Here is a 16881-nt window from a genome sequence, read left to right on the forward strand (position 1 = left end):
CATCTAAAAATAGCCTGTCAAATGATAGGCTATTTTTTTATATATAAATGGTTAAGCTAGGAAAAAATGCTAAAGGGGTTTATCGTATTGTCGAAAATTGTCGCCGTGGGAACGGCAGTACCACCATACGAATTATCCCAATCGGACGCTAAAGCATTTGCTAAAGAGTTGTTTGGTGGTTCATTGGAACAAATGGATAAAATGATGACGATATTTGAAAATACTGCAATCGAGAAACGTTATATCAGTTGTCCTCCTGAGTGGTTTAGCAGACGACATACTTTTCCCGAAAGAAATGAAAAATATAATCAGATGACATGTCAATTAGCCGAAGATGCGATCCGTCAATGTTTAGAGCAATCTGGTACGCATCCAAAACAAATTGACCACATTTTTTTTGTATCTACAACAGGAATAGCTACTCCTAGTATAGACGCTCATCTTATCAATCAGTTGGGATTATCGACACACATTAAACGTACGCCTATTTGGGGACTCGGTTGTGCTGGTGGGGTATCCGGTTTATCAAGAGCCTATGAATTTACTAAAAGTTACCCAGATTCTCGGGTGCTTTTTGTGGCAGTAGAACTATGCAGTTTAACTTATCGGCCACAAGATAATAGTAAAAGCAATTTTGTTGCAACTTCATTATTTGGGGATGGGGCAGCAGCTGTTTTAGTAGTCGGTGAAAATGTTTTAGCAAATAGTAGTGGGCCTGCTGTAGTAGATAGCATGAGTACAATTTGGCCTGATTCTTTAGATGTAATGGGGTGGGAAGTAGTGGATGATGGTTTGAAAGTCATTTTTTCTAGAGATATTCCATCAATCGTCCACGAACAAGTAAAACCAGTTGTAGATACGTTTTTAGCAAAATCTGAAATTACGATAGAAGATATTGCCTATATGATTTCTCACCCTGGTGGGAAAAAAGTATTGGAGGCATACGAATCAGCTCTGAGGTTGTCCAAAGATAAATTTAATTATGCATATGACGTACTAAAGTGCTTTGGCAATATGTCATCTGTAACCGTGTTATTTGTTCTACAACAAGTTTTACAAACAAATCCTACTTCTGGTTACGGTTTGATGACTGCTTTGGGGCCAGGATTTAGTTCTGAGTTACTATTGTTAGATTGGAATAGGAGTGTTTCAATATGACATCTTGGATGATTTTGCTGTGGTGGATTGTAGTAGTCCAACGAATTGGAGAGTTAGCTATTTCAAAGAAAAACAGTACTTGGATGGCTAGCCAAGGTGGCTATGAGGTTGGTCGAGAGCATTATAAATTAATTGTCTTTATTCACCTATTGTTTTTTATCGGAATATGGGGGGAGGTCTTGTTTTTTCGCGCGAAACCTCCATCATGGGCCTATGTACCCTTGTTAATTTTTGCATGTACTCAAGTCTTGCGATACTGGTGTATTCGATCTTTGGGTAAGTACTGGAATACGAGAATTTGGGTAGTTCCGGGTCATAAACCGAGTGTGGCTGGCCCTTATAAATATATGCGTCACCCTAATTATGTGGTGGTAGCAATAGAGCTGCTCGTTTTTCCGGTCATCTTTGGAGCGTATTTAACTGCTGCGATAGTAACATTTATCAACACTCTCACAATGGTATTGATTCGTATTCCAATGGAAGAATATGCCTTGAAAGATGTCACCAACTATGAAGAAGAAATGGGAGAAAAACGGCGTTTTCTCCCAAATTGGAATCGATCAAGTACAGACTAGGTCTGATCTTTTTTTGAAAAATGATAAAAGGTATGGGGATAGATATTTTTTTCATCTTCTATCCCTTTTTCTTTGGAAACAAGCTGGAAGTCTTCTTTATTCCAGTTAGGGAAATAGGTATCTCCTGGAAAGGAATGATGAATTTTTGTGATGTAAAGTTGATGAATATAAGGAAGAAATTGTTTGTAGATAGATGCCCCACCAATAATCATGATGTCACCCAAAGTGAGAATATTTTCTATTTGGTGAACCACTTCAATACCATCTGCTTGAAAGGAGGTTGAGCGTGTAAGGACAATATTTCTCCGACTAGGAAGGGCCTTTCCAATAGATTCATACGTTGATCTTCCCATCACTATGGTTTTTCCAACAGTTAGTTCTTTAAAATGTCTTAGATCATTAGGCAAATGCCAAGGTAATTGATTTTGATGACCAATCACTCGATTTTCATCATAAGCCACCACAATGGATATCATACTGACACTTCCCCTTTGATGTGAGGATGAGCAACATAATGATCAATAGCGATATCTTCATAACAAAAATCAAAAATAGATTTTACATCTGGATTCAACTGCAATTGTGGCAGAGGAAATGGTTTTCTTGTCAGCTGTTCCTTCACTTGCTCAAGATGATTGAGATAAATGTGTGCATCCCCAATAGTATGAATAAAATCGCCTACACCAAGTCCAGTTACTTGAGCCACCATATGAGTCAGGAGGGCGTAGCTGGCAATATTAAAGGGAACACCTAAAAAAGTATCAGCACTGCGTTGGTATAACTGACAAGAAAGTTTCCCATTTGACACATAAAATTGAAATAACAAATGACAAGGGGGGAGTGCCATTTTCTCTATTTCTCCTGGATTCCATGCACTAACGATTAGTCTTCTTGAATCAGGATTCTTTTTTATTTCTTCGATAACCCAGCTAATTTGGTCTACTGTTTTTCCATCAGGACTAGGAAAAGAACGCCATTGTTTTCCATAAACTGGACCGAGTTCGCCGTTTTCATCTGCCCATTCATTCCAGATTGACACTTTATTATCCACTAGATATTGGATGTTCGTGTCTCCTCGTAAAAACCACAATAATTCATAAATAATCGAGCGAAGATGTACTTTTTTAGTAGTAATGAGTGGAAATCCTTCTTGCAAGGGAAAGCGCATCTGATGTCCAAATAAACTGATGGTACCAGTACCAGTGCGATCTTTTCGTTTCTCCCCATTTTCCAAAATGTTTTCTAATAGATTCAAGTATTGTTTCATTATTATCTCCCTACTTGCCATACTTTTGTCCTTAGTTGAATAAGCTGTGAAAAGAAAATAGATTTTGTCTTCAAACTCCTTTTCTAGTTTCAGCTTTAATTGGATCTGTGTCAATTCCTTTCTCTGGGAAAAATGGGGTGTATCAGCTTGTTTCGGAAACGGGTGCGTCGAAAACAAAAGATAATACTCTGGAGTATCTTTACCTTTTTCGTGCTTTTTGCATTAGTTTGGTTGGTTGACCGAAATGTTCATCCAATACTTGTTCAAATTGCTAAAACAGAAGCAAAACGGTTAGCACAAGAAGCGATTGTGGAGGGAATCGGAGAACAAGTTAAGCTGGGTCATGAGTTAAATGCAGTGATGAACGTTCAAAAGGATCAGGAAGGTAACATATCTTATATACAGATGAATCAACAAGTACAAGCAAAAATTTACCAAAATACAACCTCTAAAATTCAAGATGTATTGAAACATCTGAGAGATAAGCCTATCGATATTCGCCTCGGTCAAGCCCTTGACAGCAATATATTTGCAAATTACGGCCCTCCTCTTTCCATACAGCTTTGGCCAAAAGGGACAGTAAAAGTGAGTCTAGTACCCAAGTTGGAATCACAGGGGATCAACATGGTAATGGTTACGATGAATTTAAAAATACAAACGGAAATGGATTTGATTATTCCCTTTAAAGAAGAATTGTTACCAGTGGAAGTGAACTATCCGATTGCTCAAGCGCTTGTAGTCGGAAAAGTACCCAATTATTATTTTTATAATGACCAAGGAACTGTAAAACAGATGCCAGTTCCTCCAGTAAAATAAAAACGCTCTTAAAGAACGTTTCTATTTCTTAATAGATAAGAGAGTATAAATTTTATCTTATCTACAAAGCGAGACTTGTGCCCTTGTCTGAGGTGCATAAGTGCAACTAAGACTCTGTCTACGCCTTGAAAGGCTTGTCAATCGGCAAGTTTTCTTTAGGAATTTGATATTCTCTCCACTTGGAATCAACGACATTTTTTATTTTTGAGTCCACTTCTAATTCAGCAGGATAATTTGGTTTCATCCTAGCATCAACGATAATTGGTAATTGATATCTAGGCTTATGCCGTTCCAGTGTTGCACGTGCATAGATGTCATAAGCTGGGTCAAAACGGGTGAAGATCGTCCATAGAAATGATGTTTGATTTTCAACTGTTTTCCGGTCATCAACGATAAAAACAAATGGCCAGTCTTGGAGCTGATCATGGAAATTATCTAATAATTCTCCTGCTAAGTTTGGGTGAATAGCAAAACTATCTTTTGCTTCTAATACGAGAACACCTGGTATATAAGTGACAATATGCTTGATGCCACTAAGCGCAGAACCTTCATAACCTCTTGGTAGATCTCGTTTTTGTTCACCAACTCCAAGGAGAATGGCTTTACTTCCGTGATTGAGCCGTCGACCGGTGTAGTCCAATGTATCCATGGATGTATTTTCTAAGATGATCAAGTCGCTAGCAGGATCAAAACGTTCAAGTATACGAGTGAATAAAGCTGAAAAATCTGCTAACGATACTTCTTGATCTGTAAGCATTAAAAACTTAGTAAGGGTCAGTTGTCCTTCTCCGAGTATACGAAAAGCATGAGCTAGTGCTTCTCGTTTATAGCTTTCTCGTACACGCGCAGCTGCTAATGGATGAAAACCAGTTTCTGCATACGTCCACAGGTCTTTCACTCCTGACATCACCATAGGAAAGGCAGGGGAGAGTAGCTTTTGTAAAAATTCTCCAAGGAAATAGTCTTCTTGTCTTGGTTTTCCTACTATAGTAGCAGGGTAGATGGCATCTTTCCGATGATATACTTTATTAACTTGGAAAACTGGGAACGGATGGGCTAATGAATAGTAACCGTAGTGATCACCAAAAGGTCCTTCCAGCTTACGCTCATGAGGTGCAACAGAACCTTTAAGTAAAAACTCGGCTTCAGAAACGATATGATATCCAGTTTGTTCATCTTTTACCACTGGTAATTTTTCACCAAGAATCAAAGATGTGAGGAGAAGTTCTGGTAAAAATTCAGGTACTGGTGCAATAGCAGACGCAATCAGTGCGGGTGGGCCACCTAAAAAAACATGTACAGGAAGGGATTGATTCGCTCTTTCGGCTTCATGATAGTGAAAACCGCCGCCTTTGTGAATCTGCCAATGCATTCCTGTTGTGGTAGCATCGAAAATCTGCATCCGGTACATCCCTAAGTTATGCTGATGAGTTGTTGGATGTTGTGTATATACAAGAGGGAGAGTGACAAAAGGCCCTCCGTCTTCTTGCCAGGAAGTGAGTACAGGCAATTTTTTTAAATCCACGATTGATGGAGATACTTCTAATACAGGGGCCTTCTCAGCTGGTATAGAACGGAATCCTACCTTTAATAATTCTTTTAGCCATTTTTTTTCTTTCCATAGAGCACTGATTGATGGCGGCATGAGACGATGTGTGAGTTGAACAGCTTCCTTCGTCAACTGCTCAGGTCTCGGGCCAAAAGCTAGTTCTACCCGTCTTGTTGTACCAAATAGATTTGTAACTACAGGAAAAGGACTTCCAGCAACGTTCGTAAATAAAAGTGCTGGTCCACCTTGTTCAATCACTCTGCGGTGAATTTCTGCTAATTCCAAATAGGGATCAACCTGTGTTTCAATAGTATGTAATTCGCCTTCACGACGGAGCTGTTTCAAAAAAGAACGCAAATTAAGATGCATGTATATCTATTCTCCTATAGATAGTTTTTGTGAACTATGGTTTATTATATAGGAAGAATGGGGGAGTTGCCATGGAAGTCATTGTTTATACCAAACCACATTGCATCGAATGCAATATATTGAAACAATTTCTTGATGATCACCAGATTACGTATGAAGTACGAGATTGTGGTCATAATGAAGAACGTATAGCAGAAGTCAAAGCGATGGGTTTTCTTGGTGTTCCTGTAACTATTATAGGAGATAAAAAAATACAAGGGTTAAAACCAGATGAAATTTTAGAAGCTCTTAATCGATAAACAACTAGTTGCAAAAAGTTCCCTTGTGAGTTTGGGGAACTTTTTTATTTGTAATATAATTTTATTTTGAATTGAGTTAAACTTCATTATTTTAGTTTATTTAGTATAACACTTCCAATTGCCTGTCTGATTTCGTTATAATAACAATACCTTTAAAAAGGAATCGTAATACTATTCTGTCAATAAAACTGGAGGATGATGATGAGTTTATTTCAAAAGAAAGATGTACATGCATTAATAGCAAAGCAATCCCATTCTGGATTGAAAAGAGATCTAGGAACATGGGATTTAACCTTACTTGGTGTAGGGGCAGTGGTTGGAACAGGTATTTTCGTTTTGTCTGGAACAGGTGCCATCATGGCAGGTCCTGGCGTAATCATTTCATTTATTATTGCAGGGTTGGCTTGTCTATTTGCAGCCTTAACGTATGCTGAATTTGCATCTACTGTACCAGTCTCTGGATCTGCCTACACCTATGCTTATGCAACCATCGGTGAATTTTTTGCGTTTCTTATTGGTTGGGATTTGATTTCTGAGTATTTGCTAGCTGTAAGCGCTGTATCTGCGGGATGGTCAGGATATGCACAGGCGTTTTTAGAGAGTATTGGCATCCATATTCCTGCTGTTTTGACCGGTGCTCCTGGCTCAGTACCAGGACAAAATACTATTTTTAATTTTCCTGCATTCTTTATCGTTATGGTAATAACTTTGATGCTTTCTTTGGGTGTAAAAGAATCGAAACGTTTAAACAATGTGATGGTAACAATTAAAATTCTTGTTATTGTACTCATTATCGGGGTAGGGATATTTCATATGGATCCAGCTAACTGGAAACCATTTATTCCACATGGTTGGTCCAAAGTATTCAGTGCAGCTGCGCTTGTATTTTTTGCATTTCTCGGATTTGATGCAGTCAGTACAGCGGCAGAAGAAACCAAAGATCCTGCTAGAGATCTACCAAGAGGAATCATATATTCTCTATTAATTTGCACGGTTTTATATATTCTTGTTACTTTAATCATTACTGGGCTGGTTCCATCTGAGAGTTTTGTAGGACATGAGGATCGTCCAGTAGCATTTGCATTGGAAGCATTAGGACAAAATTGGTTGATTATTTTGGTCACAATCGGTACGGTACTTGGCATGATGACCGTTATTTTAGTAATGCTTTATGGTTTAACTCGGATTATTTTATCTATTTCAAGAGATGGTTTGTTTCCAAAATCATTAGCCAAAATGAATAAAAAAAGACAAGTTCCTACAAGGGTAATATGGGTTTGCGGAATTATTGCGGGTTTAATAGGAGGACTAGTTCCTTTATCAAAGATTGCAACATTAGTAAATATAGGTACTTTAGCTGCTTTTGTAACGGTTTCCATCGCAGTTTTAGTGCTTCGGAAAACAGAGCCAGATTTACCTAGGAAATTTAAAACACCTTTTGTACCACTAGTTCCGATTTTAGCAATTTTAAGCTGTGGATACTTGATGTTATTATTGGGTGTTATGACTTGGATTTTCTTTGTGATATGGATTTTGTTAGGTGTTATTGTCTATTTTTCTTATTCAAGAAAACATTCGTTGTTGAGTAAAGAAAATAATAAGTAAGACTTCAAATAAATTCAGTGGGCCAGTGTTACATTTCGTAACACTGGCCCGAAGATATAAGGATGCCTAGTGGTCCTTACGCTTCTGTGTCCGTCGCTGGAGGCGGAGGTACATCCCTCGGGGTTCCGTCCGCACCAGTGATGGACGTCGGACGACCCTCTCCTGCGGGATATTCGTACTTGGCACCGGTGCTTGTTGTGACGGTCTTGGAACCGTCATCATGCCTTTCGATGGCCATATATTTTTTCCCTTCGAACGAGAGGCTCTGGATGAGCACTCTGTGATTTCATTATATACGAACGGAAAAAATTAAACTATTACTCAAAGAATGAAACCCAGTTGTTTTAAATACAACTGGGTTAATTTTTGTAAAATGTTCTTTTGTCTGTTCATTAGGAGGTTCTATTTTTTTCGTTCTTTCTGTTCCCATGATTTTAAAAGAGGGTAAGGATCATAAGAGTACGTCTTTTTTCCATTGAATTTATAAATGCCATAGTGCAAGTGTGGAGGGAACTTTCCTGATGTTCCAGGGGGACCATAACCGGATGACCCTACATAGCCGATGACTTGACCAGGGTGAACAATCATTCCTTTTTTCATGTTTTTTTCAAATTTGTTGAGATGGCCAAAATAATGATAGCGATTATTAACATCACGAATACCTAAACGCCATCCTCCGTACTGATTCCACCCTTTTAATTCAATGTATCCATAACAAGTGCTGCGGACAGGAGTACCGTAGTGAGCAAAAATGTCTGTTCCTTCATGAATGCGGAGTCCTCCCCAACCACGACGATCCCCCCATGTATTGCGATATGTGTAGATATATCCTCGAGGAATGGGAAATGCAGTTCCTTCCAGTTTTGTTGTTTGATATTTTTCATAAATTTTTGCTAGATGGGTAATGACATCAACTGCCATTGGCTGCTTGTAGTAATTCCAAATCTGTTCACGAATATGGGAGATAGTTGGTCCATATGAAGAAAGGTAACGTGAAAGGGTATAGAGCACATCACGATCGCTAGAGGCGTTTGCACGCCCATCACCATCACCATCTAATCCCATGCCTCCAAAGTAATGGATGGTCATCAGGGAAGCATCATCAGGAGATGGATTACTGACACCAGCCCATAAATAATTTGGTATGTGTATATGTGTAAGTCGATTTTTTAATTTTTCTTTATGAATATTAGATTCGAACTGGTCTATTGCTGCTAAATATTCCCACGGAACACCTGTTAAAGTTTCCATGGACTCGAAAAGTTGTTGTGTTTCGCTTTTTTCAGTTGCTGCAAAGACAGAATGTGGAGGAAAATGGATGAAAAAGAAAATAAGTAAAAACAAGTAACGCATATGTCCACTCCTTTCGCTGTTAGTTTGCAAAAGAAGAATAGTAAGTATACATTACATGTCACATGAAAGTAGAGCAGTGGGAGTAAGGTGACGATGGACAGCTTATGTAAGCTGTCCAAATAGAAGGAGAATGAAAAAATCATCTCAGGAGTTGGAGATATTTTAATTGGAATAATTTATATCTACTAAAGAGATGTTAATCAGCTTTGGGGAAGGCTTATCTTCGGTCGGTTTAGGAAAAACCATCCGCAGTTTGTATTTGCCCATTTGATACACGAGAATATGTTGATTTAAATTTATATGATCATACTCTTTATCCGGTTTTCCAGTTTCTTTTAGTTGCTCCAAAGTTAATTTTTGTAGAGATGGATCAAAAGAACGTATATCAATCATTCGATTTTTGTAAACACCAATTGTGATATGGTGTTTTTTGTATTCCCAGTATTCGATTAATCCTAATTTGGATCGAGAATCAGGTTCTCCCCAGTTTTGGAGCAAGATTTCTTTGGTAGTTCCTATAGGGATTTGGCAATTTATCGTTTTTCCATTATTAGCTAATTGGTTTAGTTTGATCAAGGTCACTTCATCAGATTTTAATTGGGAATTAACAGGAGTTTTTACATTGACTTGTTTAGAATCGGCTGAGGCTTGTTGTTTTGTTTCTTCTGTACCAAATAAATTTTGTATCCATTTGTCAGTCGTATCTTGGTAAGCAGATAGGATAATGGGAATGAGAATGGTGGTAAGGAGAATACCTGCAAATTTAAGTCCCATTTGTAATTTTTTTTTGCTATTCTCTTTTTTGTCAGAAGGACTTATTTTCTCTAGCGTGGTTTGTTTATCAAAGGGGGTTGATTTAACCTTTGTTTTTGTATCAGAGGAGCTTTGTTCGTCTACACTTGTTTTTTTATCGGTACTACTCTTTTTATATACAAGAGTCTCTTTTTCTTCCAAGGATAACATCTCCCTACTACTCAAATTATGATTTTATATAATTTTCATAACGTTTCTAATTCTAAAAGATAACACAAAGGATGAAAGAATGTTAGTTTAAAAATGTTAACAATAAATGATGGATAAGAAACAGAAGGAAAACAGTTTTTGTGATCAGTGAATGAAAGAGTAAAAAAGCAGTTTGATCATGTCATTTCTTTAATAAACTTCAAAACAAATAAAACCGTCGGTTTGAAAACCGACGGTTTTATTTGTTTTGTTATTTACTTCATTTGTTTAGTGTATTCTACTAATTGATCCAACATCTTATTTGCAGCCAAAATGCCTCCAGCAGTATTCCAAACAATATCATCAACTTTAAATGCATGTTTCTGCTGAACAGCATTTAATGCTTTCCAAAGAGGATCATTGGTAAACTCTTGTTCTAATTTAGTACCGCCGTTATCTTTTCCTTTATCGTAGGTGAAGTAGAATAAGATATCAGCATCCATTTCAGGAATTTGTTCACGAGTAACTTGTATAGCTAAGTCATTTTTGTTTTGATTGGCAGGTCTTTGAAAACCGAGCTCTTTAAAGATCGCACCTGTAAAGCTGTTAAGTTGATAAATTCGAGTCTGACCCGCCATAAAACGTACAACTGAAACTTTTTTATGGACGAGATCCCCTAATTCTTTTTTCGTTTGTTGGATGTGTTGTTCGTAGGCAGCTAGTACTTTTTTCCCTTCTGCCTCTTTGTTTACAGCTTTCGCATATAGTTGGAAGTTTATTTTCCAATCCCCCCGCAATTCCTCTGAAAAGACAGTAGGGGCAATTGCAGAAAGTTGGGTATAAACTTTTTCTTGGCGCATTTTATTTCCGATGATCAAATCAGGTTTTAAGCTGGCGATTGCCTCTAAATTAGGCGCACTTTCAATTCCTAAGAGCTTTACACCTTGAAGCTTGTCCTTCGTATAGTCGTACCAAGGATTTCCATTGTATGGTTGAACAGCACCTACAGGTTTAATTCCCAAGGCCAGCAGGGCTTCTGTTCCTTCACTTGTCAAAACAACAATGCGTTTTGGATTTGCTGAAACTTTTGTCGTTCCCATTGCATGTTTGATTGAAATCGTATTATTTGCATTTTCCGATTTTTCTGGCGTACAACCTGTCAGTGCAAAAAGAAGTAAAGCCAAAACAACGAAGCTAGATAACCATTTACGCATGTGGTTGGTAATTCCCTTCTCAATAGTGATAATCATTCTCATAACAAATGTATCCAATATTGATTTGGACGTCAACATATTTGTGACAGAAATTTATATTATTTTAAAACGAAAATATTCGAAAAAGAAACATATTAGGATGAAATGAATATTTTTTGCAACTCTATTGAGAATGAAAATCATTGACGATACACTTTCCTTTTTTTAAACTGGATAAGAAAAGAACACAACAAAGGTTGAGATAGATGGTAAAATTTGTAAGTTTTGTCGGTGGTTTTATTTTATTAATTGGCTTGATGGCATCTAGTTTACTGGTTGGTACAAGGGACATTCCCATTCAGACAGTTTTAGATACATTTACCAACTATCATGCTACAGTAAATGAATTAATTATTCTTACAGATCGTTTACCTCGAACGATTATTGCAGTATTAGTGGGAGCCAGCTTAGCGATTGCAGGATGTATAACTCAAGTAATTTTTCGCAATCCATTAGCATCTGAGACAACACTTGGTATTAATGGCGGTGCTAGTTTTTTCATGGTACTCAGTGTTACGTTATTTACAGGATGGTCACTGAGTCAGTTAATTTGGGTCAGTTTTATAGGATCAGGATTGACTTTTTTTATTGTTTTTGCGATAGGACGAGCTCATTCTCCTTTACAGCTTACATTAGCAGGAACGAGTATTGCTGCTCTTTTTTCTTCTTTAACCCAAGGATTTCTGGTCATGAATGATAGAAGCTTGGAACAGATGTTGTATTGGCTAACTGGATCAGTAGAAGGGCGAAAATTAGGAGATATAACACCTGTCCTTCCCTATCTATTAGTTGGAATTATTTTAGCAATTTTTCTATCACGGTCTCTTAACCTGATGGCTTTAGGAGAAGAAGTTTCAAAAAGCTTAGGGTTGTCGGTCTCTATCTATAAATTTCTGGCTGGTGTTGCAGTGGTGCTGCTTGCAGGAAGTTCTGTGGCAATATCAGGACCTATCTTATTTATCGGTTTGTTGGTTCCTCATCTAGCAAAAATTTGGGTTGGACAAGATCACCGGGTAATTATTCCATTTGCTGGTCTATTGGGAGCTATTTTGTTATTAAGTGCAGATATGTTAGGACGAGCTATCATGATGGGACAAGTCATTCCAGTAGGAGTTATGACAGCTGTTCTTGGGGCGCCCGTCTTTTTGTATTTGGTTAGAAGGTGGGGTCAGAACATATGAAGAAATACGTTTGGGTGATATTATGCCTTATTCTTTTTTGTCTCGTTGTCATTAGTGTTGGGGTAGGGGAAGCATATGTTTCTCCTATAAATGTGATAAAATCATTTTTAGGATTTGGTAATTCATTTGATTCGCTAATTATTTTCCAACTTCGTTTACCTCGTATTGTGTTAGCAATTCTAGCAGGAATGGCTTTTGCTGTAGCAGGTTGTATCTTACAAGCGATTACTCGAAATCCAATGGCAACTCCTGAAATGATGGGAATAAGCGGAGGAGCTTCCGTAGCAGCAGTTTCGGTCATCATGATATTTAGTAGACCAGATGATGCGTTATCGATCGGTCTAAATTTTCTGCCTTTATTCGCTTTTTTAGGTGCTACGCTTGTAGCACTTCTTATCTATCTAGTTGCTTGGAAGAAAGGTGTTTCTTCTCTTCGGCTTGTGCTTGTTGGGATAGGATTTTATATTTCAATGAATGCACTTGTTAATCTGATTGTTTTAATGGGGCCTTTATTTCGTGCTATGCAGGCGAAAACTTGGTTGACTGGCAGCATTTATGGAACAACATGGAAAGAAGTTATGGTATTATTACCTTGGCTTGCAGTGTTGCTTCCCATTGCTTATTTATTCAGCCGCAGTTTAACAATTCATGAATTAGGGGAAAATACAGCGATTGGACTTGGAATGAAGGTGAAAATGGAAAGGTTTTTTCTTTTGATCCTCTGTACGAGTCTTACTGGTGCAGCGGTTGCATTTGTGGGAGGAATAACTTTTATCGGATTGATCGGCCCACATTTGGCCAGAAGATTGGTAGGAAATAATTATCGGTTCATTTTACCCGTGGCGGCTTTAATTGGGGCAATAATGGTAGTAGGGGCAGACTTGATTGGACACACGTTATTAGCTCCAAAAGAGATACCCGCTGGCGTTTTCACAGCTCTAATTGGTGTACCTTATTTTCTCTATTTGATTTATCGCAGTAAGGGACAGGTATCTTCCTAATTTTATCGGAAACAATGTGGTAAGATAGGATAGTGCTTAAAGGTGGGGAGTGATCATATGGCAGAGCGTAAACCAGAATGGTTAAAAGTAAAATTAAGTACAGGTGAGAACTTTCAAGAATTAAAAAAAATGATGCGCAGCAAAACTTTACATACGGTTTGTGAAGAAGCTCGCTGCCCGAATATATATGAATGCTGGGCGAATAGAACGGCAACTTTCATGATTTTAGGTGACATCTGTACCAGAGCTTGTCGTTTCTGTGCAGTGAAAACAGGAATGCCGACAGAGTTAGATTGGCAGGAGCCTGAAAGAGTAGCAGAGGCTGTAGAGCAGATGGGTGTACGTCACGCAGTTGTGACATCTGTTGCACGTGATGACTTGGAAGATGGAGGAGCGGCTATATTTGCTGCGACGATTCGTGCAATTCGTCAGCGTAATCCTTTGACTACGGTAGAGGTACTGATACCTGATTTCCAAGGAAATTGGAATGCATTAAAAGTTGTAATGGATGCAAAACCAGATATCCTCAACCACAATATTGAAACAGTGAGAAGACGTTCTGATCGTGTTCGTTCTAAAGCGAAATATCCACGTTCATTGGAATTGCTAAAAAGAGCGAAAGAAATGCAACCGCAAATTCCTACCAAATCCAGTATTATGGTGGGAGTAGGGGAAACGTTTGAAGAAGTAATCGAAGCCATGCAAGATTTACAAGCTCATGACGTAAATATTGTAACAATTGGTCAGTATCTCCAGCCTACGAAAAAACATATGAAAATAGAAAAATATTATACCCCAGAGGAATTTGCCATTTGGAAAGAAATGGGATTAGATCTTGGGTTCTCCCATGTAGAATCTGGGCCGCTTGTGCGTAGTTCCTATCATGCCCACGAACAAGTAAAATCCGCTGAGGCTAGAGCTACTAGTTAGACAATTGAAAGTAAATTATAATGAAAAAGATCTTGAAAGAATCTCTGTATGTATGGAATAAAAACACGAAGCAGAGCTAGCTTCTAATAGGAAGCTAGTTCCATTTCCATTTGAAAGGGGAATTAAAATGGATATTTTTCAAGTGGAAGAAAATCAATATAAACTGATAAAAAGCTATCGAAAAGGTTGGAAACAAAATGCATTCCGCAAACGGTATGTAGATTTATTGGAAAAGTATGATTATATTGTTGGTGATTGGGGATATGGCCAACTCCGTTTGAAAGGTTTTTACGAAGATACAAATGAACTATCAGAGAGAGAGACAAAATTTAGTTATTTGGAAGAATATCTTTCCGAATATTGTAATTTTGGTTGTGCTTATTTTATTTTAAAGAAAATACAAATACAAAAAAGCTAACCTTGGGCTAGCTTTCTTCTTCGTCATGGGTAGGATGACTGCCTGGTATTTGCCGTTCTATTCCTTCATGGAATTGGCGATTTTCATAAGTGAATTGCGCTGGTGCATGTTGTCCAGGAAGCCAAGGTGAGTTTTTACCCAATTTCTCTTCATTATGAGCTGCACCATAAGGTCCTTCTGGGAACTCTTCAAAAGCCAATTCTGAATGGTAGGCGATTACCGAATCGAGTTCCTTATAATCTTTTTTATTTTCATTCACATCAGGTCACCTCAATTATAAGGTGCCCAAACTATACGATCGTATGTAAAAAAGAATGAAGTTCTGCTGCCTCTGCTTCAGAGAGAGAATATGCTTCTTCTAAATATCCTTCTTCTTCTAGATCATCTCGACCAATGATTGCAAAGTTATTGGATTGAAGATGCATAATCAAGTGTTTACCATAAAAACGACCTGACATCATAATAACAAGGTCATAACGATTCTCTTTACCTACAAAACTGACAAAGCGTGTTTTCGTTTCTTCCAGGTCATCATACAAGAAATCAAATTCTTCCATTTTTTTGGCTCCTATATCTAAGATGTATCTTTGGCTTCTAGTATACTAAAAAAAGAACAAGAAGCGATTTTTTTTCTGACGACGCGGAAGCATCCCTTGTTCGGAAGTTGCAGAAGTGAGTCGTTGTGTAAAATGAACATTGCGTAATTCGATTTTTAATTGATCTTGTTTTTTACGAATTTCATCAAACATTTTATGAACTTCACCAGATGAAACCGCGTCTTGAGCCACAACTCCCATTTTTTGCTCTAGGTCTTCAAAGGAATCATAAATACCATAGAGGTGTTCTTCCATTCTTTCCATTCGTGAAAACAATTCTTCCATCATGTGTCCCATTTGATGCATAGAACTGATCATTTCGTCAAATGTTTGTTGGGAATAGTATGTTTCACTTGGTTGAGATAATTTCCCTTCGTCTAACATTTCTTCACGTAATTTACGCATTGACATACCAGGACTTTGTAGTTGTATTTGTATTTCTTTCAGCCTTTCTATACTTTCCTCCGAAAGAAGGTAATGTCCTTTTTCCGTCACGTCATATCCTATGTATTCTCCATACATATCGATCCACTTTCGGATACTTCTAGCATGTACTTTTAATTGTTCAGCAGCTTCACGAGTCGTAATAGAGAACACTTCTTGTTGAGCCATGATAGATTACCTCCCTGAAAAAGATGTTAATACCTTTTTCTACCATCACTTTTATCTCTCCTGCTCAGTGACAAAGGAAGTCATGAGTTGACAAAGGAAGTCATAAAAATCGAAAGAAAACTTGCAAATGTGTTAACAAACAAAGGTGTAAAGTTCGGAAAAAGTAAGGAAAATCATTTTTACAAAAAGAGAAGCGATTATTTTGAGATAATCGCTTCTTTTGATCAATATGAAAATTGGCTGCGGTATTCCGCGAACTGTGTAGTTTTTTGACTTATTTTCTGACTTTCAGCAGGTTCGATCTTATAGTAACCTTTTTGTTGCATCAAATTGTATAAATCTCGGGCAGCTTGATGGATATCGTTTAAATGCTTAATCTGAAGTTGATAAAGCTCTTCTATACTGGCTTCATTTACAGAATTATGCTGGTTGAAAGCCCACGGTATATCTGGTTTAAATCATGGGATGAAAAGCATCGTTGTTCGAATTCCAAAAAAAGGGGTTGTAAGAGCTACAAATATTTTGTATATTAGAACACATGATCGGTGATCATTCTACTGGTAGTAGGTTTGTTCTTTTAAAATGTAATGGTATGGGGTTTCGGTGGGCAAAGGTAGGTCTCCCATCGTGTAAAACCATTAGAGTTAGAAAAGGACTAGAATACTGGTAACAGGTATTCCGCCCATGTGGGTACATTTCTAACTGCACGGGATGGGCTGATGAGACAGCCCTGAACTTAGGAGTTGCACAAAACAGAAATGGACGCACGTAGCAGAACTACCTAAGAATCCCACGACTTCAGTCGTGGAGAGTCTCAATGCTGTAGTAGTTAAAATATCATTGATATAATCGTGATCATTCATTTGAGGGTCTTGTATCACTGAGGTATTGAAGATCTTTGGATGAAATTTGCATCTGGTTTATCTCCCTTCAAGGTGTACAATCATTCTGTAACCA

Annotated in this window: 19 protein-coding genes; 9 read left to right on the forward strand and 10 right to left on the reverse strand. The window is 37.8% G+C overall.

All coding sequences use genetic code 11. The features are described from left to right. Positions 1 to 87: 87 nt before the first annotated feature. Positions 88 to 1158 (forward strand): type III polyketide synthase, encoded by a 1071-nt coding sequence (locus tag AC5WOF_RS15145; RefSeq protein WP_496050792.1) that lies wholly within the window; start codon positions 88 to 90, stop codon positions 1156 to 1158. Then, positions 1155 to 1733 (forward strand): isoprenylcysteine carboxyl methyltransferase family protein, encoded by a 579-nt coding sequence (locus AC5WOF_RS15150; RefSeq protein WP_496050793.1) that lies wholly within the window; start codon positions 1155 to 1157, stop codon positions 1731 to 1733. Before AC5WOF_RS15145 ends, AC5WOF_RS15150 begins: the two co-directional genes overlap by 4 nt. Here AC5WOF_RS15150 and AC5WOF_RS15155 read toward each other — a convergent pair. Both AC5WOF_RS15155 and AC5WOF_RS15160 read right to left on the reverse strand, forming a co-directional pair. Further along, positions 1730 to 2209: a dihydrofolate reductase gene (locus AC5WOF_RS15155; protein ID WP_496050794.1), complete on the reverse strand. Its 480-nt coding sequence runs from the start codon at positions 2207 to 2209 to the stop codon at positions 1730 to 1732. The genes AC5WOF_RS15150 and AC5WOF_RS15155 overlap by 4 nt on opposite strands. Next, a complete protein-coding gene (locus AC5WOF_RS15160) occupies positions 2206 to 3000 on the reverse strand; it encodes a thymidylate synthase (RefSeq protein ID WP_496050795.1) in 795 nt (264 codons plus the stop codon). Before AC5WOF_RS15160 ends, AC5WOF_RS15155 begins: the two co-directional genes overlap by 4 nt. Before the next feature lie 147 nt (positions 3001 to 3147). Between AC5WOF_RS15160 and yunB the strand changes: the two genes are divergently transcribed. Continuing rightward, a complete protein-coding gene (gene yunB, locus AC5WOF_RS15165; RefSeq protein ID WP_496050796.1) occupies positions 3148 to 3816 on the forward strand; it encodes a sporulation protein YunB in 669 nt (222 codons plus the stop codon). 118 nt (positions 3817 to 3934) lie between these two features. On the opposite strand, the gene AC5WOF_RS15170 is transcribed toward yunB, so the two are convergent. Continuing rightward, positions 3935 to 5734 carry a menaquinone biosynthesis decarboxylase gene (locus AC5WOF_RS15170; protein ID WP_496050797.1) on the reverse strand — a complete coding sequence of 600 codons (1800 nt, stop codon included), beginning with the start codon at positions 5732 to 5734 and terminating at the stop codon, positions 3935 to 3937. A 71-nt stretch (positions 5735 to 5805) separates the two neighbouring features. On the opposite strand from AC5WOF_RS15170, the gene AC5WOF_RS15175 reads away from it, so the two are divergent. Next, complete coding sequence (locus AC5WOF_RS15175) at positions 5806 to 6033, forward strand: glutaredoxin family protein (RefSeq protein ID WP_496050798.1); 228 nt, start codon at positions 5806 to 5808, stop codon at positions 6031 to 6033. 195 nt (positions 6034 to 6228) lie between these two features. Next, a complete protein-coding gene (gene bcaP / locus AC5WOF_RS15180; RefSeq protein WP_496050799.1) occupies positions 6229 to 7638 on the forward strand; it encodes a branched-chain amino acid transporter BcaP in 1410 nt (469 codons plus the stop codon). Positions 7639 to 8040: 402 nt separating this feature from the next. Here the strand turns inward: bcaP and AC5WOF_RS15185 are convergent, their stop codons facing one another. The 3 genes from AC5WOF_RS15185 to AC5WOF_RS15195 all read right to left on the reverse strand — a co-directional run bounded on the left by AC5WOF_RS15185 (position 8041) and on the right by AC5WOF_RS15195 (position 11183). Continuing rightward, entirely contained in the window at positions 8041 to 8991 is a 951-nt protein-coding gene (locus AC5WOF_RS15185) for a M23 family metallopeptidase (RefSeq protein ID WP_496050800.1), read from the reverse strand. Positions 8992 to 9153: 162 nt separating this feature from the next. Continuing rightward, complete coding sequence (locus AC5WOF_RS15190) at positions 9154 to 9945, reverse strand: YjgB family protein (RefSeq protein WP_496050801.1); 792 nt, start codon at positions 9943 to 9945, stop codon at positions 9154 to 9156. A 263-nt stretch (positions 9946 to 10208) separates the two neighbouring features. Then, the gene (locus AC5WOF_RS15195) at positions 10209 to 11183 is read right to left on the reverse strand and encodes an ABC transporter substrate-binding protein (protein ID WP_496050927.1); all 975 of its coding nucleotides are present in this window, start codon (positions 11181 to 11183) and stop codon (positions 10209 to 10211) included. Positions 11184 to 11392: 209 nt separating this feature from the next. On the opposite strand from AC5WOF_RS15195, the gene AC5WOF_RS15200 reads away from it, so the two are divergent. The 4 genes from AC5WOF_RS15200 to AC5WOF_RS15215 all read left to right on the forward strand — a co-directional run bounded on the left by AC5WOF_RS15200 (position 11393) and on the right by AC5WOF_RS15215 (position 14716). Continuing rightward, positions 11393 to 12367 carry a FecCD family ABC transporter permease gene (locus tag AC5WOF_RS15200; protein WP_496050802.1) on the forward strand — a complete coding sequence of 325 codons (975 nt, stop codon included), beginning with the start codon at positions 11393 to 11395 and terminating at the stop codon, positions 12365 to 12367. Then, positions 12364 to 13368, forward strand: coding sequence for a FecCD family ABC transporter permease (locus AC5WOF_RS15205; protein WP_496050803.1), 1005 nt, complete (start codon positions 12364 to 12366; stop codon positions 13366 to 13368). Before AC5WOF_RS15200 ends, AC5WOF_RS15205 begins: the two co-directional genes overlap by 4 nt. Before the next feature lie 57 nt (positions 13369 to 13425). Further along, positions 13426 to 14298 carry a lipoyl synthase gene (lipA, locus tag AC5WOF_RS15210; RefSeq protein ID WP_496050804.1) on the forward strand — a complete coding sequence of 291 codons (873 nt, stop codon included), beginning with the start codon at positions 13426 to 13428 and terminating at the stop codon, positions 14296 to 14298. A gap of 127 nt (positions 14299 to 14425) precedes the next feature. Further along, positions 14426 to 14716 carry a YutD family protein gene (locus AC5WOF_RS15215; protein WP_496050805.1) on the forward strand — a complete coding sequence of 97 codons (291 nt, stop codon included), beginning with the start codon at positions 14426 to 14428 and terminating at the stop codon, positions 14714 to 14716. Positions 14717 to 14723: 7 nt separating this feature from the next. Here AC5WOF_RS15215 and AC5WOF_RS15220 read toward each other — a convergent pair whose 3' ends face one another. The 4 genes from AC5WOF_RS15220 to AC5WOF_RS15235 all read right to left on the reverse strand — a co-directional run bounded on the left by AC5WOF_RS15220 (position 14724) and on the right by AC5WOF_RS15235 (position 16370). Continuing rightward, positions 14724 to 14975 (reverse strand): hypothetical protein, encoded by a 252-nt coding sequence (locus tag AC5WOF_RS15220; protein WP_496050806.1) that lies wholly within the window; start codon positions 14973 to 14975, stop codon positions 14724 to 14726. Positions 14976 to 15006: 31 nt separating this feature from the next. Next, positions 15007 to 15273 carry a DUF3055 domain-containing protein gene (locus tag AC5WOF_RS15225; protein WP_240876183.1) on the reverse strand — a complete coding sequence of 89 codons (267 nt, stop codon included), beginning with the start codon at positions 15271 to 15273 and terminating at the stop codon, positions 15007 to 15009. 45 nt (positions 15274 to 15318) lie between these two features. Beyond that, the gene (locus tag AC5WOF_RS15230) at positions 15319 to 15924 is read right to left on the reverse strand and encodes a MerR family transcriptional regulator (RefSeq protein WP_496050807.1); all 606 of its coding nucleotides are present in this window, start codon (positions 15922 to 15924) and stop codon (positions 15319 to 15321) included. A 224-nt stretch (positions 15925 to 16148) separates the two neighbouring features. Next, the gene (locus AC5WOF_RS15235; RefSeq protein WP_496050928.1) at positions 16149 to 16370 is read right to left on the reverse strand and encodes a spore coat protein; all 222 of its coding nucleotides are present in this window, start codon (positions 16368 to 16370) and stop codon (positions 16149 to 16151) included. Positions 16371 to 16881 lie beyond the last annotated feature (511 nt).

This window comes from Shimazuella sp. NTD250, assembly GCF_059510375.1.